Origin of the sequence: Rhodoligotrophos defluvii (genome assembly GCF_005281615.1) — a bacterium.
Classification (GTDB): domain Bacteria; phylum Pseudomonadota; class Alphaproteobacteria; order Rhizobiales; family Im1; genus Rhodoligotrophos; species Rhodoligotrophos defluvii.
The window spans coordinates 230874-255179 of record NZ_SZZM01000002.1 but is presented as its reverse complement, the minus strand read 5'-3'; the positions used below and the strand labels follow the sequence as shown (position 1 = coordinate 255179).

At 65.3% G+C, this 24306-nt stretch carries 23 protein-coding genes; 11 read left to right on the top strand and 12 right to left on the bottom strand.

Translation table 11 applies throughout. From position 1 onward, the window contains the following. Positions 1–169 precede the first annotated feature (169 nt). The 4 genes from E4P09_RS10330 to E4P09_RS10315 are packed head-to-tail and all read left to right on the top strand — an operon-like array spanning position 170 to position 4619. Positions 170–1852 carry a thiamine pyrophosphate-binding protein gene (locus E4P09_RS10330; RefSeq protein ID WP_137389528.1) on the top strand — a complete coding sequence of 561 codons (1683 nt, stop codon included), beginning with the start codon at positions 170–172 and terminating at the stop codon, positions 1850–1852. Beyond that, a complete protein-coding gene (locus E4P09_RS10325) occupies positions 1849–2874 on the top strand; it encodes an ABC transporter permease (RefSeq protein WP_170984347.1) in 1026 nt (341 codons plus the stop codon). The genes E4P09_RS10330 and E4P09_RS10325 overlap by 4 nt, the downstream gene beginning before the upstream one ends. A gap of 48 nt (positions 2875–2922) precedes the next feature. After that, complete coding sequence (locus E4P09_RS10320) at positions 2923–3843, top strand: substrate-binding domain-containing protein (RefSeq protein ID WP_137389526.1); 921 nt, start codon at positions 2923–2925, stop codon at positions 3841–3843. 26 nt (positions 3844–3869) lie between these two features. Then, positions 3870–4619, top strand: a complete 750-nt coding sequence (locus E4P09_RS10315; protein ID WP_137389525.1) for an ATP-binding cassette domain-containing protein — start codon at positions 3870–3872, stop codon at positions 4617–4619. Here the strand turns inward: E4P09_RS10315 and E4P09_RS10310 are convergent, their stop codons facing one another. The 4 genes from E4P09_RS10310 to E4P09_RS10295 are packed head-to-tail and all read right to left on the bottom strand — an operon-like array spanning position 4620 to position 7911. Further along, the gene (locus E4P09_RS10310) at positions 4620–5372 is read right to left on the bottom strand and encodes a CoA transferase subunit A (protein WP_137389524.1); all 753 of its coding nucleotides are present in this window, start codon (positions 5370–5372) and stop codon (positions 4620–4622) included. 15 nt (positions 5373–5387) lie between these two features. Next, positions 5388–6173 carry a CoA-transferase subunit beta gene (locus E4P09_RS10305; RefSeq protein WP_205042083.1) on the bottom strand — a complete coding sequence of 262 codons (786 nt, stop codon included), beginning with the start codon at positions 6171–6173 and terminating at the stop codon, positions 5388–5390. Next, the gene (locus E4P09_RS10300; RefSeq protein WP_137389523.1) at positions 6166–7098 is read right to left on the bottom strand and encodes a CoA transferase subunit A; all 933 of its coding nucleotides are present in this window, start codon (positions 7096–7098) and stop codon (positions 6166–6168) included. Before E4P09_RS10300 ends, E4P09_RS10305 begins: the two co-directional genes overlap by 8 nt. A 33-nt stretch (positions 7099–7131) precedes the next feature. Then, on the bottom strand, positions 7132–7911 hold the full coding sequence (locus E4P09_RS10295; protein ID WP_239025123.1) for an ATP-binding cassette domain-containing protein: 780 nt from the start codon (positions 7909–7911) through the stop codon (positions 7132–7134). A gap of 216 nt (positions 7912–8127) precedes the next feature. Between E4P09_RS10295 and E4P09_RS10290 the strand changes: the two genes are divergently transcribed. Together E4P09_RS10290 and E4P09_RS10285 are read left to right on the top strand one after the other, a co-directional pair. Beyond that, positions 8128–9186 carry a LacI family DNA-binding transcriptional regulator gene (locus E4P09_RS10290; protein ID WP_137389522.1) on the top strand — a complete coding sequence of 353 codons (1059 nt, stop codon included), beginning with the start codon at positions 8128–8130 and terminating at the stop codon, positions 9184–9186. Between the two features lie 9 nt (positions 9187–9195). After that, positions 9196–10371: a CaiB/BaiF CoA transferase family protein gene (locus E4P09_RS10285; protein WP_137389521.1), complete on the top strand. Its 1176-nt coding sequence runs from the start codon at positions 9196–9198 to the stop codon at positions 10369–10371. 11 nt (positions 10372–10382) lie between these two features. On the opposite strand, the gene E4P09_RS10280 is transcribed toward E4P09_RS10285, so the two are convergent. Genes E4P09_RS10280 through E4P09_RS10270 form a run of 3 tightly spaced genes read right to left on the bottom strand, consistent with a single transcriptional unit; the run spans position 10383 to position 13870 of the window. Next, on the bottom strand, positions 10383–12131 hold the full coding sequence (locus tag E4P09_RS10280) for an acetolactate synthase catalytic subunit (protein WP_239025122.1): 1749 nt from the start codon (positions 12129–12131) through the stop codon (positions 10383–10385). Between the two features lie 37 nt (positions 12132–12168). Next, complete coding sequence (locus tag E4P09_RS10275; RefSeq protein ID WP_137389520.1) at positions 12169–12975, bottom strand: CoA-transferase subunit beta; 807 nt, start codon at positions 12973–12975, stop codon at positions 12169–12171. Positions 12976–12979: 4 nt separating this feature from the next. Continuing rightward, the gene (locus tag E4P09_RS10270) at positions 12980–13870 is read right to left on the bottom strand and encodes a CoA transferase subunit A (RefSeq protein WP_137389519.1); all 891 of its coding nucleotides are present in this window, start codon (positions 13868–13870) and stop codon (positions 12980–12982) included. A gap of 149 nt (positions 13871–14019) precedes the next feature. Between E4P09_RS10270 and E4P09_RS10265 the strand changes: the two genes are divergently transcribed. Genes E4P09_RS10265 through E4P09_RS10250 form a run of 4 tightly spaced genes read left to right on the top strand, consistent with a single transcriptional unit; the run spans position 14020 to position 18642 of the window. Next, positions 14020–15552 carry a sugar ABC transporter ATP-binding protein gene (locus E4P09_RS10265; RefSeq protein ID WP_428977703.1) on the top strand — a complete coding sequence of 511 codons (1533 nt, stop codon included), beginning with the start codon at positions 14020–14022 and terminating at the stop codon, positions 15550–15552. Then, the gene (locus tag E4P09_RS10260) at positions 15549–16532 is read left to right on the top strand and encodes an ABC transporter permease (protein ID WP_137389517.1); all 984 of its coding nucleotides are present in this window, start codon (positions 15549–15551) and stop codon (positions 16530–16532) included. The genes E4P09_RS10265 and E4P09_RS10260 overlap by 4 nt, the downstream gene beginning before the upstream one ends. 27 nt (positions 16533–16559) lie before the next feature. Continuing rightward, positions 16560–17570 (top strand): substrate-binding domain-containing protein, encoded by a 1011-nt coding sequence (locus E4P09_RS10255; protein ID WP_137389516.1) that lies wholly within the window; start codon positions 16560–16562, stop codon positions 17568–17570. Between the two features lie 58 nt (positions 17571–17628). Beyond that, complete coding sequence (locus tag E4P09_RS10250; RefSeq protein ID WP_137389515.1) at positions 17629–18642, top strand: hotdog family protein; 1014 nt, start codon at positions 17629–17631, stop codon at positions 18640–18642. A 9-nt stretch (positions 18643–18651) separates the two neighbouring features. On the opposite strand, the gene E4P09_RS10245 is transcribed toward E4P09_RS10250, so the two are convergent. Next, positions 18652–19497, bottom strand: coding sequence for a transcriptional regulator (locus tag E4P09_RS10245; protein ID WP_137389514.1), 846 nt, complete (start codon positions 19495–19497; stop codon positions 18652–18654). Positions 19498–19700: 203 nt separating this feature from the next. Between E4P09_RS10245 and E4P09_RS10240 the strand changes: the two genes are divergently transcribed. Then, the gene (locus E4P09_RS10240) at positions 19701–20921 is read left to right on the top strand and encodes an ABC transporter substrate-binding protein (RefSeq protein WP_170984346.1); all 1221 of its coding nucleotides are present in this window, start codon (positions 19701–19703) and stop codon (positions 20919–20921) included. Between the two features lie 93 nt (positions 20922–21014). On the opposite strand, the gene E4P09_RS10235 is transcribed toward E4P09_RS10240, so the two are convergent. The 4 genes from E4P09_RS10235 to E4P09_RS10220 are packed head-to-tail and all read right to left on the bottom strand — an operon-like array spanning position 21015 to position 24285. Next, positions 21015–21731, bottom strand: a complete 717-nt coding sequence (locus tag E4P09_RS10235) for an ABC transporter ATP-binding protein (RefSeq protein WP_137389512.1) — start codon at positions 21729–21731, stop codon at positions 21015–21017. Beyond that, positions 21721–22452, bottom strand: coding sequence for an ABC transporter ATP-binding protein (locus E4P09_RS10230; RefSeq protein ID WP_137389511.1), 732 nt, complete (start codon positions 22450–22452; stop codon positions 21721–21723). The genes E4P09_RS10235 and E4P09_RS10230 overlap by 11 nt, the downstream gene beginning before the upstream one ends. Continuing rightward, positions 22445–23386 carry a branched-chain amino acid ABC transporter permease gene (locus E4P09_RS10225; protein WP_137389510.1) on the bottom strand — a complete coding sequence of 314 codons (942 nt, stop codon included), beginning with the start codon at positions 23384–23386 and terminating at the stop codon, positions 22445–22447. Before E4P09_RS10225 ends, E4P09_RS10230 begins: the two co-directional genes overlap by 8 nt. Then, complete coding sequence (locus tag E4P09_RS10220) at positions 23383–24285, bottom strand: branched-chain amino acid ABC transporter permease (RefSeq protein WP_137389509.1); 903 nt, start codon at positions 24283–24285, stop codon at positions 23383–23385. The genes E4P09_RS10225 and E4P09_RS10220 overlap by 4 nt, the downstream gene beginning before the upstream one ends. Positions 24286–24306 lie beyond the last annotated feature (21 nt).

Below are 24306 nucleotides of genomic sequence, written 5' to 3'. Positions count from 1 at the left end.
GGGGGCAGAGAGACTGGGACGACGGCTGGCGAGGGTCATGGAATCCGTGCGTGGTGATGACCCGGTCATAAATACACAGAAAACGATTTCCGAAAACGTTTTTTTCTGTTAGCTCTGCGGAGAAGGCGCGAAAGCCGCCGATCATCCAACGACGCAGGGAGAGCCGCAGATGACGACTTCGCACGCCGCGCCAAGCAAAATCAGCGCCGCACGCGCAGTTGTCGAATGCCTGAAGCTCGAGGGGGTCGAGTTCATCTTCGGCGTGCCGGGGGGACAGACGCTGTCCATCATGGATGCGCTGTATGATGAGCCGAGCATCCGCTTCATCACCACCCGCGATGAACGGGCGGCAGCCCATATGGCCGACGGCTATGGTCGGCTCACCGGCAAGCCAGGCGTCTGCCTTGCGACCACGGGTCCGGGCGCAACCAACCTGGTCACCGCGGTCGGCGGCGCGCACCGGGACTCGAGCCCTGTCGTGGTGATCACCTGCAACAATCGCCGCCGTCACATCGGCCAGGACGACAATCAGGACGCCGATCACGTCACGCTGTTCCGCCAGTTCACCAAGCTCAGCCGGTTCGTGCCCGACAGCGAGGGTATCCCGCAGGCGGTGCGCGAGGCTTTCCGGGTGTCGACGACGGGCAATCCCGGGCCGGTCCTGCTCGATTTCGCCCGGGATGCGGTGGAGGGCGGCGAGATCGCGTTCGAGCCGATCAAGCCGGAGTATTACCGTTTCAACGTGCGGCCGGTTGTGCCGCAAGCCTCGATCACCGCGGCCGCCGAGGTGCTCGCCGCCGCAAGGAAGCCGTTGCTGTGGCTGGGCCGCGGGGCGATCATTGCCAAAGCGGGCGACCCTGCGCTGGCGCTCGCCACGTCGCTTGGCGCTCCCATCGTCACGACATTCAACGGCATTTCCGCGGTACCCGGGGATCACGATCTGTGCTTCGGGCCACGCAGCCGGTTCGGCACCAAGGTTTCCAAGCACCTGCTGGAGGAGGCCGACTGTATCGTCGCGGTCGGTAACAGCTTGAATGCTGCCTCGACCTCGCGCTGGACCTTGCCGCTCACCCGCAACATCGTGCAGGTCGACCTCGATCCGGCTATGATCGGCCGCAATTATCCGGTGGCGGTTGGCCTGGTCGGCGATGCGACGGATGCTCTTGAGCGCCTCGCCGCCACGCTTCGCGACAAGGGTTCGGCGACCGCCGGCGCTCGTGCGGACTGGCTGGCTACCGCGCGGCGCCTGCGCGAGGACTGGCGCGCGCATGTGTTCGCCGATGCCTATGCCACGGCGATACCCATTAAGCCACAATGGGTGATGAAGGCGCTCGGCGATGCCGTCGACGCCAATACGGTGGTGGTGGCGGACGCCGGCAATCCCGGTGTCTGGACCCATATGCTGCCGATCAGGACGCCGGGCGCCTACATGAAGCCGGTCGGCTTCGGCAACATGGCCTTCGGCCTACCGGCCGCCATTGCCGCCAAGCTCGCCCAACCCCAGAAGGACGTGATTGCCGTGGTAGGCGACGGCTCCCTCGGCATGAGCATGGGTGATCTGGAGACGGCTGTTCGCGAAAAGGCGCCGCTGACGCTCCTCGTGATGAACGACATGGCCTATGGCAACATCAAGCAGGAGGAGCTGCACTTCCACGGCCAGCGCTATATCGGGGTCGATTTCGGCGATGTGGACTATTCAGGCATCGCGAAATGCATGGGTGGCGACGGCGAGAAAGTCACAAAACCCGGCGAGCTGGCCGCGGCGATCGCCCGGGGCAAGGCCTCCGACCGTCTCTATCTCATCGATATCCGCATCGATGGATCCGAGAACGTGTGGAAGGATCCGATATGATGAGTTCGGAGGTGGGCTCGAGCGCCACGCAGCCTTCACTCGTCCAGCGCCTCTTGGGCGCACAGGGGGATGAGCGCGGCCGAGATCTGGTGCTGCGCTGGCTGATGAACAATGCGGCCTTGGTGGGACTCGTCCTGCTGATCATCGTCTCTGCCTTGCTGTCGCCCCACTTCCTCACCGAGCAGAACCTGTTCAACGTCCTGCGGCAATGGACCATGGTGGGGCTGATCGCAATGGGCCTCACCTTCGTGATCATGTCCGGCGGGATCGATCTCTCGGGCGGCGCGATCCTCGCCTGCGCGACGGTGGTCGGCGCTCTCGCGATGCCCATCTTCGGGCCGGTCGGCGCCATCGTGGCCGTGCTTCTCCTTGGCGTGGCCTTCGGCTATCTCAATGGCGCTGTGATCACCTGGGGGCGCGTCACGCCCTTCGTGGCGACGCTCGGCACCATGACCATAGCCCGCGGCGTCGCCCTGATGCTGAGCGACGGGCGAACCATCATCACGGAAACACCGGAGTGGTTCCAGTTCTGGTTCGGCCGGGGCTTCATCGGCCCGGTGCCGGCGCCGGTGATCATCGCGGCCGCCTTCTTCATCGCAGCCGGCGTGGCGCTGCGCATGACGCGCTACGGGCGGCTCGTCGCCATGGTGGGCGATAACGAGGTCGCGGCCCATCGCTGCGGCGTGAACGTGCCGCGGGTGAAGCGCAGTGTCTACGTCATCCACGGCGTGGGCGCCGCGTTGGCCGGCCTGTTGTTCCTGGGGCGGCTCGGCGTCGGCGAGCCGGCGTCGGGCGCGCTGTTCGAGCTCAACGGCATCGCGGCGGTCGTGATCGGCGGCACGCCCTTCACCGGCGGCGCGGGCGGGGTTGGCCTTACCTTCATCGGCCTCATGGTGATCGGGCTCACCTACAACATTCTCAACCTGCTCTCGGTCTCACCCTACGCGCAGGATATCGCGCGGGGCGTGATCATCGTGGTCGCAGTCATGTTCAGTGTGAGGAGTATTCGAGCGAAGCGATAGGGCTGGCATGCCCTCATCACCAATAACAAACCTGCAGTGGAGGGAACGATGGCACGAAGGAAAATCATTGCCGGCCTGGCGGCTGGCCTCATCCTGATGGGCACCTATGCCGCCCAGGCTCAGGACAAGGTCTGGAACATCGTGGTCGCCCAGCCCAATGTCGAGCACCCCTATCGCGTCGGCGGGGTCGAGCGCGCCAAGGCTTGGGCCGCCGGGCGCAAAGACGTCAATCTCACGATCATCGACGGGCGCCGCGACAGTGCGGTCCAGCTCGCCGGGCTCGAAGACGCGCTGGTGCGCGGTGCCGATATCGTGGTGATGTCGCCCAACGACTCCGATGCGCTCGCGCCCATCGCGGCGACGGCGAAACGCGCCAACGTTCCTCTGGTGGTGTTCGACCGCAAGCTGAACGTGCCGGACACGGAGTATGCGGCCTTCATCGGCGGCGACAATGTGGAGATGGGCCGGATCGCGGCGCGCTACATCGTCGACAAGATTGGCGGGAAGGGCGTGGTCATCCAAATGGAGGGCACACCCGGCGCTTCCGCCACCACGGACCGGAAAACCGGTTTCGAAGAGGTGATGAAGCAGCATCCGGACATCAAGGTCTACAGCTATGTCGGCCACTACCGGATGCACGAGGCTGCCGCCGCCATGGAAGACGCGGCCGTGGCCCATCCGGATGTCGCGGCGGTGTTCGCCCATAACGACTCCATGGCGCTCGGCGCGGGCAAGGTGCTGGCCGAGAGCGGCAAGACCGACCTGGTCATCGTGGGCATGGATGGGGGACTCGAGGCCTGCCAGGGGCTGAAGGAGGGCAAGATGACGGGATCAGTGCACTATCCGACCATGTTCCCCGAGGCTCTCGAGCTTGCGATGAATGTTCTCACGGACAAGCCGGTGCAGAAGGTCAACCTCGTCGAGACGCCCATGGTGACGGCCGAGAACCTGGCTGACTATTGCAAGTAAGCCGTTGGGAGCAGCGTGCGCCGCCGATGAGCAAGCTTCTTGAACTTCAGGGTGTGACGAAGAGCTACGGCGCCGTCCGGGCGCTGAAGGGCATCGATCTCACCCTCAATACGGGCGAAGTGCTGGCGCTGATCGGCGACAATGGCGCCGGCAAGTCGACCCTGATCAAGGTGATCTCCGGCGCGATCGTGCCGGATGGCGGGCGGATGTTCTTCGACGGGCGCGAGGTGCACGTTCGGTCGCCGCAAGATGCCCGCGCCCTCGGGATCGAGACCGTCTACCAGGATCTCGCGCTGTTCGACAACTCGAACATTGCCGAGAACCTCTTCGCCGGGCGCGAGCCGGTCCGGCGCTTGCTGGGCCTTCCGTTCCTGCGCAAGGCCGAGATGCATGCCGAGAGCGCGCGCATCCTGGCGAGCCTGAAGATCCATATCAACTCCACCAAGGCGCTGGTCAAGGATCTGTCGGGCGGCCAGCGGCAGACGGTTGCGATCGGCCGGGCGGTGGCTTTCTCGCAGCGGGTCGTGATCCTCGACGAGCCGACGGCGGCGCTCGGTGTGCCGGAGCAGGAGAAGGTGCTCGAGCTGGTTCAGCAGCTGCGTGCGGACGGCTATTCGGTCGTGCTGATCAGCCACAATCTCGACCAGATTTTCCGCGTTTCCGACCGGATGCATGTGCTACGGCAGGGCGAGACCGCGGGGGTGCTTAACCGCGCCGATACGACGCCGGAGGAGGTGGTGCAGCTCATCACCGGCGCGAAGCGGCTCTTCCACTGATCAGCTGCGCAGGGCGCGGTTGGTGCTGACCGCCATGAGGCGGCGCGCGCCGATGCGGTCGAGTGCCGCCCAATGGTCGGCAATGCCGAAAACGTACTCATCCATCCACGCCCGCAGTGCCCCGGGCGAGCGCGTTGCTTGGGCAACTTGGGCCAGGGCCTCGGCATCGGCCGCATAGCGCGCTTCGCAGGCGGCGGGATAGGCGCCATAGGGTGCCTCCACGATGCATGTGACAGCCGATCCCGCGAGGAAGGGATCGGTTGGCCGGCTTGCGATGGTCTCTGCGCTGACGACCTGCTCGACCGAGACGATGACCGTTCTTGCCGAGCGGGCGAGAAGCAGATCGGGAAATTCCGGCTGCCATTCGTCCGTGGTAAAGCGGACATTGCCCTGTTCATCGGCGAAATGGGCGTGCAGGAGGACGATATCGGGGTGGAGCGCCGGGACGGCCTCGGCGAGGCCGGCCACGGTTGCGGAAGGCCAGCCGAGGGCGGCCGCGCGGAGACGGTTGCGCATGATCGATCCGCCGGCATCGACGCTCTCGGTGCAACCGGCCGCAACGAGCAGGTCGCGGGCGATGCTGCCTTCCCAGCCCGCCAGGCGCAGATGTTTGCGCCCCTGGCGGATAAGTTCACAGATGAGTGCTAGGGGCGGCCGACGACCCGCCTCGCCGCCGAGCGCCAGGAGTTGGCCGTTCTTGACGAGGCTGACAGCCTCGGCGAGGGATGCGAGTTTGTTGTGTCGAGAGGCCATGGCAGGGGTCAGCTCCTAAGATCCGAGATCGACCTTTGCCCGGGTGACGTAAACCCCATCGGGATCGATGACCTCCCGCAGCAGGCGCAGAAGACGTGCGTCCGGCACCGGCTCTGTCTCCAGGCTCGGCGCCGCCGGCAGCGGGAAGGCGACATGCGCCTGAACCTCCTCCAGCGTGGCGCCGGGATAGAGACGTTCGACCTGCATCCGCTTCGAGACCGGGTCGAAGCCGAGCACGGCGCGGTCGCTGATGACGCGGACGGGGCCGGCACCGGGCAGGCCTGCCGCCTCGCGGGCGCCTGGGCCGGTGAGAAAGCCGGGCGTTGTCAGGTATTGCAGCTTTTCGACGAAGCGCTTGCGGTCCAGCCGGGCGATGACGACGAAGCGCTTCGCCATGCTGGCGATGTCGTTCGCTCCGCCGCTGCCGGGCAGCCGAACCTTGGGCCTGGAATAGGGGCCAATGACGGTCGAGTTCAGGTTGCCGTAAGCGTCGATCTCGGCCGTGCCGAGGAAACCGATGTCGATGACGCCCTGCTGCAACAGGCTGAGGGCGTAGAACGTGCCGGCTATCTTGGTTGCACCATGGGCGAGCCGATAGTCGCCGACACCCGTCGCAAGATCGACCGGCTGCGGATCGATGATGCCGGATTCGAAGACGAGGTTCACGCGCGGCGCATGGGTCGCCTTGGCGAGATAGGCCGCCACCATGGGCAGACCCGTACCGATGAAGGCGGTGTCGCCATCGTTGATCTCGCGTGCGGCGGCGATGGCCATATATTCGTCGTGGCTGACATCAGCCATGGCATGCCTCGCGCAGATAGCCGAGAGCGGGATCGACACGCAGGCGCAACAGCCGCGACATCGTCAGCGCGTCGAGATAGGCCCAGTGATCGGGCAGGCCATAGACCCACCGGTCGAGCCAGGCCGCCGTCTCGGCCTCGGTTGCGGAGGCCGCGTAATAGTCCGCAAGATGCGGCGCATCGTGATCATAGTAGCCGTAGACGCCGGTGGGGTGAGCGCCATAGGGGAGGTGGACGACCATGTCGACCATGAGGGCGGGCAGAAGCGTCATCTCCGGCTGGCGGCGGATGACATCGGTATCGACGATCTCCTCGACGGTGACGATCACGAGGTCCGCCGCGCGGGCCTGCTCCTCGATGACGGAGGTCGTGCCGAAGAGCTTGATATTGCCGAGGTGATCGGCCTGCGCGGCATGGATGACGGCGACGTCCGGCTTCAGCGGCGATACGGCGGTGACCACGCCGTTGCCGAAGGGCGAGTGCAGCTGCTGGGCCTTTTCGTGCGCCGGCTCGAATCCGGAGACGGCGAGGATATCGGTGCCCGCCATGGCCCGCATGGGCATGAAGGGCAGCCCGAGCCCCGCGGCCATGAAGCGGGACACCATGCCGAAATGGCTATGGTCCTCGACCGCTATCGTGCCGGCCTCGACAGCCCTGGAAAAGCACCGGCAGCGACCGTAGCCCTCGAACATGAAGTTGGAGAAGTAAGCTTTCTCAAGCATGCTCGCCGCGGCCAGGAATTCGGCCACCCAGCACTCGGCCACGCTCATCAGGGTGAGCCGCGAACGGCCTTGGCGGATGAGCTCGCGGGTGAACGCCAGCGGCTGGTGGGAATGAGCGAAGCCGCCGGCTGTCAGTGAGGCGCCGTTCGCCACGGCGCTTGCGGCCTCTGCCAGCGGCGTGATCTTGGAAGGGGAACCCGCCATGGGTGATCCTTGACTTGCGAAGGCGAGGGGACGTCAGGCCGCCTCGATCCAGGTCTGGCGCGCGCCGGTGATGAGCGAGACGATGTCGTCGCCGGTGACCGCGTCGGTCGGCACGTCGCCGACCTTAGCGCCATGCCGGAGCACGATCACACGCTGGCTCATCTCGAGCACGAGTGGCATGTTGTGGCTGATGAGCACGATCGCGACGCCCTTGTCTTGCAGCCGGCGCACCGCATCCATGGCTCGTTTCGTCTCCTGCACGCCGAGCGCGGCGGTCGGCTCATCGAGGAGAGCGAGGGAAGATTTCCACAACTTGGTACGCGCCAGAGCGACCGCCTGGCGCTGGCCGCCGCTCAAGCCGGATACATTCGCATCGGCGCGGGGCGCGTTGACCGAGAGACCTTGCAACACCTCCTCGGCAGCCGCGCGCATTCCCCCTTTGTCGAGGAATTTCAGCGGCCCGAGGCCCCAGGTCCGCTCGCGGCCGAGGAAGATATTGTCGGCGACGCTGAGATTGTCGCACAGTCCGAGGTCCTGGTAGACGGTCTCGATGCCGAGGCTACGCGCCACGTCGGTGGAGGTGATGGCCACCGGACGCTGCTCGAACTCGATCTCGCCTTCGGTAGGCTGGATCGCACCCGAGAGGATCTTGACGAGCGTGGACTTGCCGGCGCCATTGTCGCCGACGAGGGCGACCGTCTCGCCCTTGCCGATACGGAAGTCGATGCCGCGCAGGGCCTCAACCGCGCCGTAAGACTTCTTGATGCCGCGGGCTTCGAGTAGGATTGGGCGACCAGCGCCGGACTGCATCATGAACTTCCTGGCCCGCCTCACTTGACGAATGGGGACGAAACGATTTCCGAAAACGTTTCTTGGAGAGTTAAACTACACATGCTATCACTGTCGCGTCAACAGCGGTCCTGATCTGCTTGCGATGCGTTTCATCTCGGGCTCTGATTTCTCGGTAATGCCATTCTCGCCGCAGCGGCCAGTCTTCGTTCGCAGGCGCACGCCAGGGAGCATCCAGGCATGAAGGACAGGAAGCGCGTTACCATCCGCGACGTCGCCAACGAGTGCGGCATTGCCTTGTCGACCGTGTCGAATGCGCTGGCTGGCAAGCAGCATGTCAGCGAGGAAACCCGGGCACTGGTGAGGGAGGCGGCCGAGCGCCTCGGCTACCGTGCCTCGGCCGTGGCGCGGGCATTGCGCATGCAGCGCAGCTTCACGATCGGAGTCCTGATCGCCGACATCACCAATCCGGCCTTCCCCGGTTTCGTCCGCGGCGTCGAAGACGTCGCCATCCGCGAGAAATGCAATCTGCTGCTCTGCAATACGGATGGAGAAGAGGAAAAGCAGCTCTGGCACATGCGCGCCCTACTCGACAGCCAGGTCGACGGAATGGTGCTCATTTCGCAGCATGTGGATACTCCGCGCGTGCGTGAGCTGCTCGATTCCGGAACACCCTTCGTGCTGGTGCAGCGCCGCAGCGCGCGCCACCAAGACGATTATGTCGGCTCGGACAATGTGAGCGGCATCACCCAGGCGGTGGAGCATCTCGCCGGGCTCGGGCACAAGCGCATCGGCTTCGTCCGTGGTCCCATGGATTCCTCGACCGCCGCCGAGCGCCTCGAGTCTTACAAGGCGGCCGTGCGTCGGCTCAAGCTCGATCGCGCTCCCGAGCTGATCTTCAACGGCGACTACAATCTCCCAACAGGCTACGACGCGGGGCTGCACTTCCTATCGCTCCCGGAGCGGCCGACCGCCATCATGGCGAGCAACGACCTCAACGCCATGGGCGTGATCGAGGCGGCCGCGGAGCTTGGGATCGAGGTGCCCTCGGAGCTGTCGGTCGTCGGCCTCGACGATATTCAACTCGCGTCGTTCCGGCGCATCGATCTGACCACCATCCACCTGCAGAAGCGCGCCATGGGGGCGGCCGCGGCGGAGATGCTGATGAAGCGCATCCGCAATCCCCGGCCGTCGCCGGCACGCGAGCAGATCTTCCCGACGGGCCTCGTGGTTCGCGGGTCGACCGCGCGCGCGCCGCAGGTGAGCTCAAGCCGCAAGCGCAAGAAAGAAGCCGTCTAAGGAGAGGAAATGGCCGGTTCGCTAGAGGGACTGAAGGTCCTCGATTTGTCGCGCTTCATCGCGGGGCCCATGTGCGGGATGCTGCTGGGCGACATGGGCGCGGACGTCGTCAAGGTGGAGCGGGCCGGCAAGGGCGAAGACGCGCGGGCCATCGCCCCCAAGGTGGGCGGCGAGAGCCTTTATGTGATGATGTACAACCGCAACAAGCGCAGCCTCACGCTCGATTACCGGACGGCGGAGGGCCAGCAGCTCTTGCGGAACCTTGCGGCCAAGGCCGATATCCTGATCGAGAACTTTCGGCCTGGCACGTTGGAAAAGATGGGCTGCGGATGGGAGGAGCTCTCCGCCCTCAATCCCCGGCTGATCATGGTGCGCATCTCCGGGTTCGGCCAGACCGGACCGCACGCACAGCGCCCCTGTTTCGATGTGATCGCCCAGGCGATGAGCGGCCTCATGGAGATCACCGGCGAGGCGGATGGCCCGCCTGTCCCTTCCGGTGCCTTCATCGTCGACCAGGTGACGGGACTCTATGCCACCGTCGGCGCGCTCGGCGCCGTGCAGGCCCGGGAGCGCACCGGGCGCGGCCAGGTGGTGGATACCGCGCTGCTCGACAGCGCCGTGACCTTGCTGCTCACCGGCATTCCCGAATATGCGCTGTTCGGCACCGAGGCTACCCGGAGGGGCGCACGCGATCGCTATTCGGCCCCTGCCAACAACTACCGCTGCCGGGATGGGCGCTGGGTGCACATCAATGGCGGCAATGACGCGCTGTTCCCGCGCCTGTGCAAGGCCGCCGGGTGCGAGCATCTTCTGGCGGACGAGCGCTTCTCGTCCCATGCGGCGCGGATGGCGAATGCGAAGGCGATCGAGGCGGTTGTCGCCGAATGGGCCGCCCAGCACGATGCGGATGCGATCGTGGACATGATGGCGCGGGCCGAGGTGCCTTGCGGGAAGGTTGCCACGATCGGCGAGGTCGTCGCCAATCCGCAGCTCAAGCACCGCGAGCAGATCGTCGATATCGAATATCCTGGCATCGGCCGGGTGCCCATGCACGGGGTCACGGTGAAGCTGTCCGAGACAGCAAACAGCATTCGGCGGCCCGCGCCGTCCCTGGGCGAGCATACGGCCGAGGTGGTGGCGGACTGGCTCGATTGCAGCCGCACCGAAGCGGTCGGCGCCAAATAGCGGGATGTCGGTTAAAACGCCACGTCCGGGCTGCCCTCGAAGCTGGTGATCGGCGGATAGGCATTGGGATCGGTCACCACGTCGAGAACACTCGTGCCGGGCCGCGCGAATGCTTCGCTGAGGGCCGCGGCGATCTCTGCCGGATCCTCGATCCTGATGCCCTGGCAGCCGCAAGCGCGCGCTATGGCCGCGTGGTCCACGGGCTCGAAATCGACCACGTCGGTGTGGCCGCCGAAGATCACGTCCTCGGCATGTTTCTGATAGCCGAGGATCTGGTTGTTCAGGACGGCCACGACCACGTCGAGGCGCATCCGCCGTGCGGTTTCGAGCTCTGACCAAACATGGGCGAAGCCGCCGTCTCCGGCGAGGCAGAAGACCCGGGCCTCGGGGCGTGCCACCTTGGCGCCCAACGCGAAAGGCAGGCCCCAGCCGAGGCCGGCAAGGCCGCGTGGCGTGATGAAGCGCATGCCGGGGCGCCGGGCGTGCAGATAATTGGCGACCCAGATCGAGGAATAGCTCGCATCCGCCACGACGATATCATCCTCGCGCAGCTGGGCATCAAGCTCCGCCATCAGCCGCTCGGGCCGGATCGGGCGGGCAGCGGAGCTCATGTAGGCGGCGCATTCGTCACGCCAGGCGAGCCTGCTCGCGGCGATCTGGCGCGCGAGCGCGTCGCGTGCCCCATGGCGGCGGGTGAGATCGCGCGCAAGGAGCGCCTGGGTCAAAGCCTCCACCGTCAGCTTGGCATCGCCGACGAGGCGGACTGCCTCGTAGTTGCGGCCGACTTCCATGCCATCGATATCGAGATGGATGATGGTGGCATCCTGAGGCAGCAGCGTCCAGGAATCGGTGCCGTTCTGGTTGGTGCGGTTGCCGATGAGCAGGATCACGTCCGCCCCGGTCACCAGATCGCGCAGATGGCGCGTGACGCCGCGGGTGCCCATGAAATAGCCGACCACGCCGACCGAGAGCGGGTGCTCCTCGCTGACGGCTCCTTTGCCCATGGCTGTCGTGGCCACCGGCAGGCTCGCCTGCTCCTGCAGGGCGGCAAGGGCGTTCTGGGCGCCGGACAAGTGGACCCCGCCACCGGCGATGATCAGCGGGCGCTCGGCTGCGGCGAGCAGATCGGCGGCGTCGGCGATCCGGGCGGGATCCGCGACGGTGCGGTCGAGCGGAAAAGTGCCGAGCGCGGCCGAGCGGGGTGCCACCTGACCGGAGGGAACGTCGACGAAGAGGTCGAGGGGGCACATGAGCACCGCCGGTCCCATCCGACCCGTGGTGGCGGCGGTGAAGGCCATGTCGATATAATCATCGATGCGGTCGACCTCCGCGACGCGGCGGATCCACTTGGCACAGCCCTTGAAGAGCTCGAGGTGGTCGAGCTCCTGGAAGGCATTCTTGTCGGTCTGCTTGCGGTGCACGTCCTGCACGATGGCGAGGACTGGGACCGAGGCCTTCAATGCCTCGGCGAGGCCGGGGACCAGCAGGGTCGCAGCCGGCCCGTTCTGGGCCGTGACCACCCCGACCCGCCGGGAAATGCGGGCATAGGCATCGGCCATGGCGGCGCCGGCGTTCTCGGTGCGATAGCCGATCTGCCTGATGCCGAATTGCGGCGCGATCAGATGGAGGGCGGAGGGAATGCTCTGGCCAAAGAGCGCGTCCACCCCGTGCCGGCGCAGCGCCGCCGCCATTCTGTGGGCGCCGGAGTCGTTTGCGATGCGCAGCCCGCAGGCATGCTGGGCTTCCATCGTCGGCACCATGGTCGTTCCTCCTGATTTTGAGACTTTGGCCGGGTGTTCAGACCCGCATCATGACGCCACGGGGATCGATCACCTCGCGCATGAGGCGCAGCTCTTCCGCGTCGGGTGTGGCCGTTACGGGAACATGGGGCGGGATCTCCGGGGCAAAGCTCATCTGCGCCAGTACGTCTTCGAGAGTGATGCTCGGATGGAGGGAGCGCAGGCGCATGCCGCCATCCCCGCCGAAGTCGAATATCGCGTTGTCGGTGACGACCAGGGCGGGGCCGGGGCCGCGAAGGCCGAATTCGCCGCGCGGGGTTCCACGCACGCGGTGGCCGACGCTGGTCACGAAATCCACCTGTTCGACGAAGGTGCGGCGATTGAGATCAACGATGATGATGGGGCGGCGCACGAAGGCGAGGTGCTCGGGTTGGGCGAGGCTGCCGACCAGGCGGACATCCGGCCGAGCATAATCGCCTATGGCTGTGATGTTGAGATTGCCGTATCGGTCGACCTGGGCGGCGGATTCGAAGGAGACATCGAAGCGGCTGCGGGCGAGCATGTCGCATTTGAAGGCCGTGTCCGCCGGGCAGGCGGCCGCCGGCCATCGGGTCAGGCTGTCCTGGCGCAGGTTGTCCGGCATGCGGGAGAGATCGGGGTCGAGCAGGTTTCCCCAGTAGACGGTCGCGCCAGGGGCATGGCGCAGCTGGGCGAGACGCGAGGCGGTGAGCGGAATGCCGACCGCTAGCGTGAAGGCGCGGCCATTGGTGCCCACGCCGACAAAGATCAGATCGTCATCCTTGATCTCGCGGGCGATGATGCAGGCTGCGAGCTCATTGGTGGTGAAGCCGGGGAGGGTGCTCATGGCATCAGTCCTGCTGGACGGAGAGGGACGGCAGGCGGGCGGCCGCGCCGCTCGCCGCGAGATAGTCGTGATGCGAGCGCGGCGTCATGACGAAGCGGTCGAGATAGGCTGCCATGCCCTCCGGCGTGCGGGCGTGCTCGAGATAGAGCCGCAGATGCTCCTCGTCCTCATCGTACAGGCTATCGCAGGCGGCTGGATGGGCGCCTTGCGGAACCTCGACGATGGCCTCGACCCACTGGCCCGGGATGTAGGTTTGCGTCGGCCGCACCTTGACCTCCTCGTGCGGGATGATCTTCTCGACGGTGACGATGAGGCGCTTGGCAGCGGTGGCCATGAGCTGGTCGATATCGTCGCTGTCGCGCACCACCGGCCATTGCACATTGCCGTAACGGTCGCCGGCATAACCGTGGATGATGGTGAAATCGGCCTCTGCCGCTGCGACGGCATGCAGCTTGTCGCCCGTGAACGGGCAGGTCATGGGCCGGATCTGCTCCGGGTTGCGCGCGGCGATGTCGGAGCCAAGCATGGATCGGACCGGCATGAAGGCGAGGCCGGCTGCGGCCGCGCGGAAGCGGGCGACCAGGGCGCATTCGGAGAAATCGCGCACAGCGATCGCTCCGCTCTGGACGCCGCGGCGGAAGTTGGGCGCGAGGCCATGGCTGAACATGCCGGCATAGATGCCCTCCCAGCGCTTCACGGCGCCGGCGGCGGCGAGCAGGTCGGTCGCTGTTGTGGTGGCCCAGGTCAGCAGGGTCAGATCCCTGACCCCGCGCCGGATCAGCTCACGAATGGCGGCGTTGGGCTGGCGCCTGAGCAGGCTGCCGCCGATGGCCAACGTTGCGCCGGATGAGACGGGCGCGAGGGCGGTTTCGAGAGAAGCGAGCTTGTCCTTCATAGAGGCTCCGGACGCCAAGGGGGCGGGTGGTTGGTACCACCCTCGCCGTTTCGCGCATTTTCAGCTTGCGCAAATCGTACAAAAACGTTTTTATATTGCCACCGCGCCAACCACAAGCCGTAAAACAGCGCGCATCTGCGACACTGCAGGTGAAACGGGAGGAACATTTGGATACCGACCCGGCATTTCTCAATGTGCGCAAGATTTCAAAGCGCTTTCCAGGCGTCGTGGCGCTGGATGAAGTATCTCTATCGCTCAAGCGCGCTGAAATACATGCGGTTGTCGGGGAGAATGGTGCCGGAAAATCCACTTTGATGAAGATTATCGATGGGATTTACCGGCCTGACGAGGGCGAGATCTTCCTCGACGGTGCGCCGGTGCAAATTGCGGATCCCTTCGCGGCTCTCGGATTGGGCATCAGCATGGTGCACCAGGAGCCGAAGCTGTGTGGCTCCCTGTCTATATCAGAAAACGTTTTCATGGGACGAATGCCGCGCGCGGCATGGGGTTGCGTGGACTGGGCGGAGGCCCATCGCCGGGCGGGTGCGCTCATGGCCCGGGTGGGCCTCGACCTCGACCCGCGCGTTGCCGTGGAGACGCTATCGGTTGCCCAGCGCCAGCTCGTGCAACTCGCCAAGGCGCTGGCGTTCGAGGTGCGGCTGATCATCCTGGACGAGCCGACGGCGAGCTTGACGCCCGTCGAAGTCGACCGGCTGTTCGCCATCGTCAAGGGCCTGCAGGCGGAGGGGGTCAGCTTCCTCTACATCTCCCATCACCTCGATGAGATCTTCCGCATCGCCTCACGCGTGACCGTGCTCAAGGACGGCCGCCATGTGGCCACGCTCGATCTGGCCGAGACCACGAAGGAGAGGCTCATCGGCCTGATGGTCGGGCGCGAGCTGGGCGAGCGCTTTCCGGAGAAAGGGCGTCAAACGGGCAAAGTTGTTCTGGAAGCGAAGAGGATTTCCGGCAAGGGCTTCCGCGACGTGAGCCTCGTGCTGCGCGCCGGCGAAATCCTCGGCCTCTCCGGACTGGTCGGCGCAGGCCGCACGGAACTCGCACGAGCGCTGTTCGGCGCCGACCCGATCTCCTCGGGTCAGATCCTGATCGATGGTGTGCCGGTCAAGCTGCGCAGCCCGGCGGACGCCATCCGGCACGGCGTCGCCTATGTCGCCGAGGACCGGCGCGATGGACTATTCATGCCGCTCTCGGTGCGGGAGAACGTCACGCTCGCCGCACCAGAGCGATATAGCCGGCACGGCGTGCTGAACACGCGCGTCCAGACTGGACAAGCCAGGATCTTCATCGACCGGCTGAACGTGCGCACGCCGCATGCCGAACAGCAGGTCGCACTGCTCAGCGGCGGCAACCAGCAGAAATGCATCCTCGCCCGCTGGCTGCTCAAGGGCGTGCGCGTTCTCATTCTCGACGAGCCGACGCGCGGTATTGACGTGGGGGCCAAGCGCGAGATCTACACCCTCGTCGACCAACTCGCCCGAGAGGGCATGGCGGTGCTGCTCATCTCGTCGGAGCTTCCGGAGATCCTCGGCATGGCGGACCGGGTGCTGGTGATGAGCGGCGGCGAAATCACGGGTGACGTGGAGGGGGCGCGCGCCACCGAGGAGCGGCTGCTCGCTCTCGCCCTGCCGGCCGAAACTTCACAACAAGGGCTCCACTTATGACCGACACGGCCGCGACCAATGCCGCGACTGCTCATGCAAAGCCTGGCGGCCGCGGGCTGCTCGGCTTCCTCGTGCGTTACAGCAACGTGCTGGCGCTCGTGCTGCTGCTCGTCATCGCGAGCCTGCTCTCGCCCTATTTCCTCTCGCCGCGCAACATTCTCAACGTGCTGCGCGGTGCCACGATGATCGGGCTCGTCAGCATCGGCATGACCTTTGTCATCCTGAATCGCGGCATCGACCTCTCGGCCGGCTCCATCGTCGGTCTGTCGGCCGCGCTCATGGCGGCCTTCGCGCCCTACGGGGTCGGCGTCGCCGCCCTGGTCGGGATCCTGGCGGGCGTCGCGGTCGGACTCGTCAACGGCCTGCTGATCACCTGGCTCCGGCTGCAACCCTTCATCGCAACCCTCAGCACGATGATCTTCGTGCGCGGGCTCGTCTATATCTACACGGAGGGCAGCAACATCATCGTGCGGGACGCCTCGCCCGCCTTCACCTTTCTGGGCTCCGGCTATATCGGACCCATTCCTGTGCCGGTCGTGCTGTTCGCCATCGTCTGGCTGATCGCCGCACTGGTGCTGCGCTACACCATATTCGGCCGGGCCATCTATGCGGTCGGTGCGAATGAAGAGGCCGCGCGGCTTTCCGGCATTGCGGTGGAGCGCAACAAGGTCGAGGTCTACATGGTCAGCGGTCTGCTGGCCGGGCTTGCCGGGATCGTGCTGGCGAGCCGCCTCACGGTGGGCGAGCCCAATGCCGGCACCCTCTACGAGCTCGATGCCATCGCGGCGACGCTGATCGGCGGCACCACCTTCGACGGCGGGGTCGGCGGGGTCGGTGGCACGGTGCTCGGCGTGCTCATTCTGGCGTTCCTGTCGAACGTCCTCAACCTGCTCAACGTGTCCCCCTACTCACAGATGCTGCTCAAGGGGGTGATCATCGTGCTGGCGGTGGTCATGAGCGAATGGAGAAAGCGGCGCTGAACGAACGTCCGCATTGGAGGAGGAAACATGACGCGCGAGATACCAAGGCGGGCAAGCCGCCGTGATATTCTGAAGGTCGGCGCGGCGGGGGCGGCCTTCGCCGCCGCACCGGCGATCTGGACGAGCCAGTCCTTCGCTCAAGCCGTGGAGGGAAAGACCATCGGCTTCACGATGTCGTTCTCCAACACCGAATGGATCAAGCAACAGCAGGCGGGGGTCGAGGAGACCGCCAAGAAATACGGCCTCAACGCCGTCGTCTACGATGCCCACGACCAGCCGGCGAAGCAGATCCGCGATATCGAAGACCTCATCGTCCGCAATGTGGACCTCATCATCATCTCGACCTATTACGCCGAGGCGATCACGCCGGCGGTGAAGGAGGTCAACCAGGCCAAGATCCCCATTGTGGTGCTGAGCTCGCCCCTGGCGGAGGGGACCGATTTCGCTTGCCATCTCGCCACCGACACCATGGCGACATCGCGCTCGGCGGGCGAGTACTACGTCAAGAAGCTGAACGGGAAGGGCATGGTGGCCCAGATCGAGGGCAAGCCAGGCTCGCTCATCAACCAGCAGCGGGGCAAGGGCTGGCGAGAGGTGATCGAGAAGCACCCGGACATCAAGATCGTCGGCCATATCGTCGCCAATTACGACCGCACCCAGGCCATTAAAGGCATGGAGGACATGCTGCAGGCCAACAAGCAGATCGATGCGGTGTACTGTCACAACGACGACATGGCGCTCGGCGCGGTGCGCGCCGCCAAGGAGGCGGGCCGCAAGGATCAGATGTGGTTCACTGGCTATGACGGCCTGACCGTCGAAGCGCTGGAGGCCATCTACAACGGGGACCTGGAGGCCGTCTGGGAGTATCTGCCCTTCGGAGTCGAGGGTGTCGAGGCGGCGGTGCAGATTCTGCGCGGCAAGCCGATCCAGAAGACGATCGCCTTCGAATCACCGCTGATCACCAAGGCCAATGTGACCGAATGGTATGATCCGGAGGCCCGCAAGCGGAAGGTGCTGCCCTCGCGGCTGACCTTCTGACGCCTTCGCCTGCGCCCTCCATTACTTGGCCGGACATGTTAATCGTAAGGACGAGACAATGAGCCAGTCGACCGCACCTGCTCCGTGGCGCGACCTGACCGATCCGCGGCGGGCCGTCACCGTCGAGGATCTCGAGGCCGGGCTGAAGGAGCCGGTCTTCGAGAATCTCGAGATTCCGGAACAGCTGGGGCCGGTGACGATCACGGTCGACGATCACAAGATCAAGCGCTTCTCGTTCACCCAGGATGATTACGGCTCCTGGTATCTGGAGGGCTGCCCGGCGTTCGGCGGCGCGCGGATCGGCCAGCCGGCGCTGCTTGGCAACGACCTGGTGCAGCTGTTCACCACCCGTTACGGTGCCAGCAAGACCGTGGGCTTCCACACCGAGGAGCAGATGTGGTTCGACAACCCGGTCAGGCTCGGTGAACGGGTGACCTTGTCGGGGACCTATGTGGACGCCTATGAGCGGCGCGGGCAGGGCTATGTGGTCATGGAAGCGCAGGCGGTCGGCGAGGATGGCCGCAGCATCGTGCGCCATCGGGGCGTCGAGATCCTGCGCACGGTGCCGGGGCTGATCGCCGGCCGCGGCGCCAGCCCCACGCCCGAACGGCGGGTCACGGGCGAGGTTCCAGCGGATGCGCGCCAGATCGAGGCGGCGACCGCCGACACCCGCGAAGGCGACGTGCTGCTTCCTCTGCGCAAGATTTTCACCGCCGAGCAGACGGCGGTGTTCTCCCGCATCGGCGAATTCGTTCGCAACACGCACAACGATCTCCAGATCGCTCGGGCCGCCAAGCTTCCGACGCTGATCGTCCAGGGCCAGCAGCAATATGGCGCCGCCGCCGAGCTCATGGCCCGCGTGTTCGGCCTTGCGTGGTTCACGGGAGGGTGGCTGAAGATGAAGTTCATCAACACGCTGCAGGTCTTTGATCCCGTGGAATTTTCCGGCGTTGTCACCTCCGTGACAAAGGAGGCCGATGGCCGGCGGGCGATTGAACTGGATGTCTGGGCCCGCCGGGAGTCCGACGGCCGGATGACCGCCGTGGGCTGGGCAAGCTGCGCCTTGCCCTGAGCCCTCGGGTCATGCAGGCGAGCGCACCTTGTCGTAGTCCGGGCCGGCGCGCATCAGAAAGCTGTCGGTGGGAGAAGCCTCGCGGAGATAGGTCAGGACGGACCGGGGCACCTCCGGCGCGTCCTGCGCAAACAGCCCGCAACCGGCGATCGCCTTCCGCCTGTCGACCTGACGGCCGAGATATTCGAGCACGGCGCGAGCGGCTACCGGCTGGTGCGCTTCCGTGGCGGTGATGCCGATCATCAGGCCGATGAGGGCGGAGACTCTGTTCCGGTAAGGCGGATAGAGGATGGTCTGAGACATCTCGTTGCCGAGCACCGATTCATGGTCGATCATGTGCAGGCGATCGCCGATCGGCAGTACAACGCCGCGATATTTGAACAGATCCGAATTCGCGTCGCGCTGCTCCGGCCGGCTGAGCAACTCCACCGTCTTGTAGAGCGTCAGCTTCTCGTCCTGATAGATGCAGACAAGCGAGCGCAGAATGAAAGACGGCGTCGAGAAGGAATAGAAATACTTATAGTAGTAGCCGCAATATTTGGCGAGCTGCGCGTGCTGGGCGATGGCCAGGCGCATCACCCGCTGGGCGCCGACGGGCAGTTCGCTGGTGATCTGCCGAGCGGCCGGGCGCAGGCGAACGACCTCGCTGAAGCGCTCGTGAGGCATGAGGATCTCGTATTCCTCCACGCCAAAGAAATCGCAAATGCGCCGCAGATTGCTGCTGGAAGGGAACGCTCCGCCGCCCAGATACTTCATGAACTGCTGGCGGTTCATCGCGAGCTTGCGCGTCACCTCCGTGATCGAGCGGTGGTAGCTGCAGAGAAGGCGGAGATTCTGGATAAAGTCCTGGTTCATGCCGTCTCCGTGCGCTGTCGCTTATGGAAGCACTTTTAGCTGCAATTCGCGACAGAGCAAGGCCATTTCGGCGATTGCCGGCCAGGCGCCTTCGGCCCACACTGGGGCGAGGTCGAAGAGGATTTTCCGGTTTGTCCAGGAAATCTCCGATGCCTGCAATGGCGCCAGCACCTCACAGTGCGTCCTCTAGGGGAGGTGATGTCATGAAGAAGCTAAGCAAGCTCTGCGCGGTGGCGGCCATCGCCTTGTTCGCGGGAACCGCGGTCGGCTGGTCGCAGGAAACGATTAAGATCGGCGGCATCGCGCCGCTTTCGCCACCCGGAGGCGTGCAGACGGGCGAGTCCCTCCGCGACGGCATGATCGTCGCGGCGGAGGAGTTGAATGCCAAGGGCGGGCTGCTCGGGAAGCGGGTGGAGCTCATTGTCGAAGACACGTCGGGCGTGCCGGAGAAGGGCGTTGCCGCGTTCGAGCGCCTGGCCACCAGCGAAGGCGTCGCGGCGGTCACCGGCAGCGCGCATAGCGCGGTCTGTATCGCGGTCGGGCCCGTCGCGCAGAAGCACGACATTCCCTTCATCGCAGGCGAGTGCTGGGCGGATGCCGTGACCGCGGCGGGAATACCGGAAGTGTTCCGCATCACGGTGGCCAACTCGCTCGTCTATTCGCAGGCGGCCGATTGGGTGAAGGAAGCCGGCTTCAAGAACATCGCCATCATCTCGGAGAATTCCGACTGGGGCTTCGGCATCATCGATGTGTTCACGAAGAACCTCAAAGACACCGGCGCGAACGTCACCTCCTTCACGGCGGAGCGCACGGTGAGCGACTTCACACCGCAGCTTCTGCAACTCAAGCGCGCCAACCCGGTGCCGGATCTGATCGTCGCGGGCTTTACGGGCTCCAACTTGCTGCTCATGCTGCGTCAGGCCTATGATCTGGGCCTTGCGCCGACTGCCGAGACTGCGATCTTCGCGGCCGGTTCCGACGTGCTGGAGCCGGAGTTCTGGAAAGTGATGGGTGATGCCGGTGTCTATGTCATCGGCAATCCGGCGGGTCTGCCGGGCAAGCCCGACACGGAGCTGTCGCGCAGCTTCTCCAAGGCTTACGAGGAGAAGTTCGGCCGTCCGGCAAACGCGGTGGCGATGGAAGGCTATGACGGTGTCATGGTCATCGCCGAGGCGATCAAGGCGGCCGGCTCGACCGAAGGACCCGCCCTGCAGGAGGCGCTGCGGAACCTGCGATGGAAGGGTACGCGCGGCGAGATCTATTTCCCGCAGGACAAGGATCCGGCCTGGCGGTTCCAGCAGTGGCCTGAGGTGCCGATTTTCGTCATCCAATATACGGAGCCGAACCAGACGCCGTCCGAGGCAGCGATCCTCTGGCCGAGAGCGGAAGCGACCGTCGACAAGATGGTGCTGAAGCCGGAGTAAACGGCGGCAAGGCGTCCAGAAGCGCCGCGCGGCAGGCCTCGCGCGGTGTTTTCGTCTGGTTCGGTGGGGTCTGCGGAAGATCAGGTGCCCGCGTCAGATGAGCCAATCCGCGATGGTCTCGCGGTATTCGCTATCGAACGTGGCCTTGGTGCCTTCCAGCTTGTTGGCGCCCAGTTCCAGCACGTAGATGTAATCGGCGACATCGGTGCCGGCCAACACGTTCTGGTCGACCATGAGAATGGTGCGTCCTTCCTCCGTCACCAGGCGGCGCAGATGGGCATAGATCGCGCCCGCCCGCTTGGGGTCCAGCCCGACGGTCGGTTCGTCGATCAGCAGCAGATCGGGATCGCTCATCAGGGCGAGCTCGAGCTGCATCAGCCTTTGCTGGCCGCCCGACATCAGGCCCGCTCGGCGGCCGCGAAACTCCTTCAGATAGGGCGCGCGTTCATAGACCCGTTCGATCGCACGGCGGGCACGGGGCTTGTCGCCGCGGAACGACCAGGTCGCCATCTCGACATTCTCGGCCACCGTCATGTCCTGGAACAGCGCATGGCCCTGCGGCACATAGGCGATGCCGATGCGCACCAGATCACGCGTTTCCACTGCGGTCAGGTCCCGGTCGCCGTAGGTGATGGTCCCGGTGTGCGGGCGCAACTGGCCGATGATGGCTTTCAGCAGCGTCGACTTGCCGACGCCGTTGGCGCCGATGATGGTGGTGAGCTGGGTCGGCCGCGCGATCACGTCGACACCGCGCAGGATGTCGATGTCGCGGCTGTAGCCGGCATGCAGATTCTTGACTTCAAGCAACATGCTGGGAGTCTCCGAGATAGGCTTCCAGCACCGCTTTGTCGGCACGGGTTTCCTCCGGCGTGCCGTCGCAGATGATGTCGCCGTAGCTCAGGGTCACCACGCGGCGGCTCAGGCCGAAGATCGAGCCCATGTCGTGACTGATGAGGATGACGGTGATGCCGTTTCCGTTCCAGTCACGAATCTTCTGGTACATGAAGCTCTTCAATTCCGGATGCACGCCACCGAACGGCTCATCGAGCAGAATCAGCTGCGGCGTCAGCATCATGATGCGCGCAAACTCGAGCAGCTTGGCCTGGCCGCCCGAAAGGGTCGCAGCCGGTTCGTGGGCGAGCCGCGTCAGCTGGAAGTCCTCGAGGATGGCCATGGCCCGCTCGGCGGCGGTCGGGCGCGACACCCGCCAGTCGGCCAGGCCCGAGACCAGCATGTTCTCCAGAACGGTCAGCCGGCGGAACACCTTGGTGACCTGAAAGGAGCGGCCGATGCCCAGCCGGGCGAGCTGATGCGGGGCAAGCCCCAGGATCATACGCCCGTCATAGCGCACTTCGCCGGCATCGGCGGCGTAGTAGCCGCTGATGACGTTCAGCAGGGTCGTCTTGCCGGAACCGTTCGGTCCGATCAGGCCCACCAGTTCGCCGGGCGCAATGTGGAGGTCGATCGCGTTGAGCGCGACCAGCCCGCCGAACCGCTTCGTAAGCCCTCTGATGGCAAGCTGCTCAGCCATGGCGTTTTCTCCCTTTCGCCATGGCGGCGGCAAGCGTGCCGAACAGGCCGTTGGGCGCGAAGCGCAGCATAAGGATCGCCACCAGGGCGAAGATGACCAGTCGCCACTGGCCGAACTCGCGCAGCGCCTCCAGCAAGGTCTGCAGAAGCACGCCGCCGAGCGCCGCGTAGAGCACGTTGTGGAAGCCGCCGATCACGGCCATGGCCAGGATGAAGCCCATTTCCTGCAGCGACATCATGGACGGCGCGATGAGCTGGACGAAATGCGCATAGAGCCCGCCGGCCAGGCCGGCAAAGGCGCTGGAGCAGGCGAAGGCGAAGGCTTTCCACAGGGTGACGTTCACGCCGAGGCTGGCGGCGCCGTCCTCGTCCTCGCGGATCGACTGGAAGAACAGGCCGATGCGCGATCGGATGAGAAGCCACATCAGCACGAGGCAGAAAGCGGTGACGGCGAGGAAAAGATAGTAGTAGTCGAGCCGCGTGCCCCCGGGAATGAGCGCGGCCGTCCGCAAGCCGCGGCTGCCTTGGGTGACGCCATGCTCGGCAGTTATTGTGATGCGGAGAATTTCGGCAAAGGCGATGGTGGTGAGGCCCAGATAGGCGCCATGCAGGCGCAGTGTCAGCAGACCCAGCGCAAAGCCGATGATCCCGGCGAGCAGAACCCCGAGCGCCAATCCGCCGACCACCGGCAGGTTGAAATAGACGATGCTGAGAGCGGAGACATAACCGCCGAGGCCGCTCATGGCTGCCTGCGCGAAGCTGATGCGCCCGACATAGCCCACCAGAAGCGACCAGCTCGCCGCCAGAAGCGCATAGTAGAAGCCGATCGTCAGCGTGTAGATCCAATATTCCGTCAGGCCCAACAGCGGCAGGCCGATGAAGGCCAGGAGCAGCAGGGCAACGGTGGCGGCTTTCCATGGGTCGCGCTGCGTCATGCCCGCCGCTCCCTGGTGCCGAACAGACCCTGCGGGCGCACCAGCAGGATGAGCACGAGAACGAGCAGCCCATAGGCGTCCTTATAGGCCAGCGCGCGGCTCGGATCGGGAATGAGAATGGTGGCGAAGCTTTCGACCTGGCCGAGGATCAGCGCACCGATGATGGCGCCGGGAATGGAGCCCAGTCCACCCAGGACGACGATGATGTAGGCCTTGATTGCCGGGACCACGCCCATGGGCGGGGTGACGTTGAAGACCGGCCCGATCAGCGCGCCGGCCAGGCCTGCGAGCGCGGCGCCGACCCCGAAGGCGATCAGGCCGACGCGGGCGACGCTGATGCCATAGATCTCGGCGGCCTGCCGGTTCTGGCTCACGGCCCGCACCGCCTTGCCGGCCCAGGTAAAGCGCAGCGCCAGGAGAACGACCGTGATCAACAGGACCGCCATTCCCGCTGCCGCCAACCGATCGCCGCTGATCACGAGCTCGCCGATCTCGACGCGGCCGCGGAACAGCGGCTGAGGACGCTGCGGCCATGGACCGAAGACGCTGTTGGCCAGGTTGAGTAGCAGGATCGACAGGGCGAAAGTGACCATGATGGCGTATTCGTCCGGCCGGTCGACCTTGCCCTGGTGAACCGGGCGGATGAGCAGCCATTCGACGAGCCCACCGAGCACCATCAGCGCGCAGCCGGCGGTCGCGACGCCGAGGACCGGTGGCACGCCAAGCGTGGTCACCGCGACGTAATAGGCATAGCCGCCGAGCATGTAGAACTCGCCATGGGCGAAGTTCACGATGCGCAGCACGCCGAAGATGATGGCGAGGCCCAGCGCCGTCAGCGCGTAAATGGCGCTGACGATCAAGCCGTTGATGGCCTGCTCGGATATGGCCAAAAGGCTCATGCCGGTTCCTGCCCCGTTCTT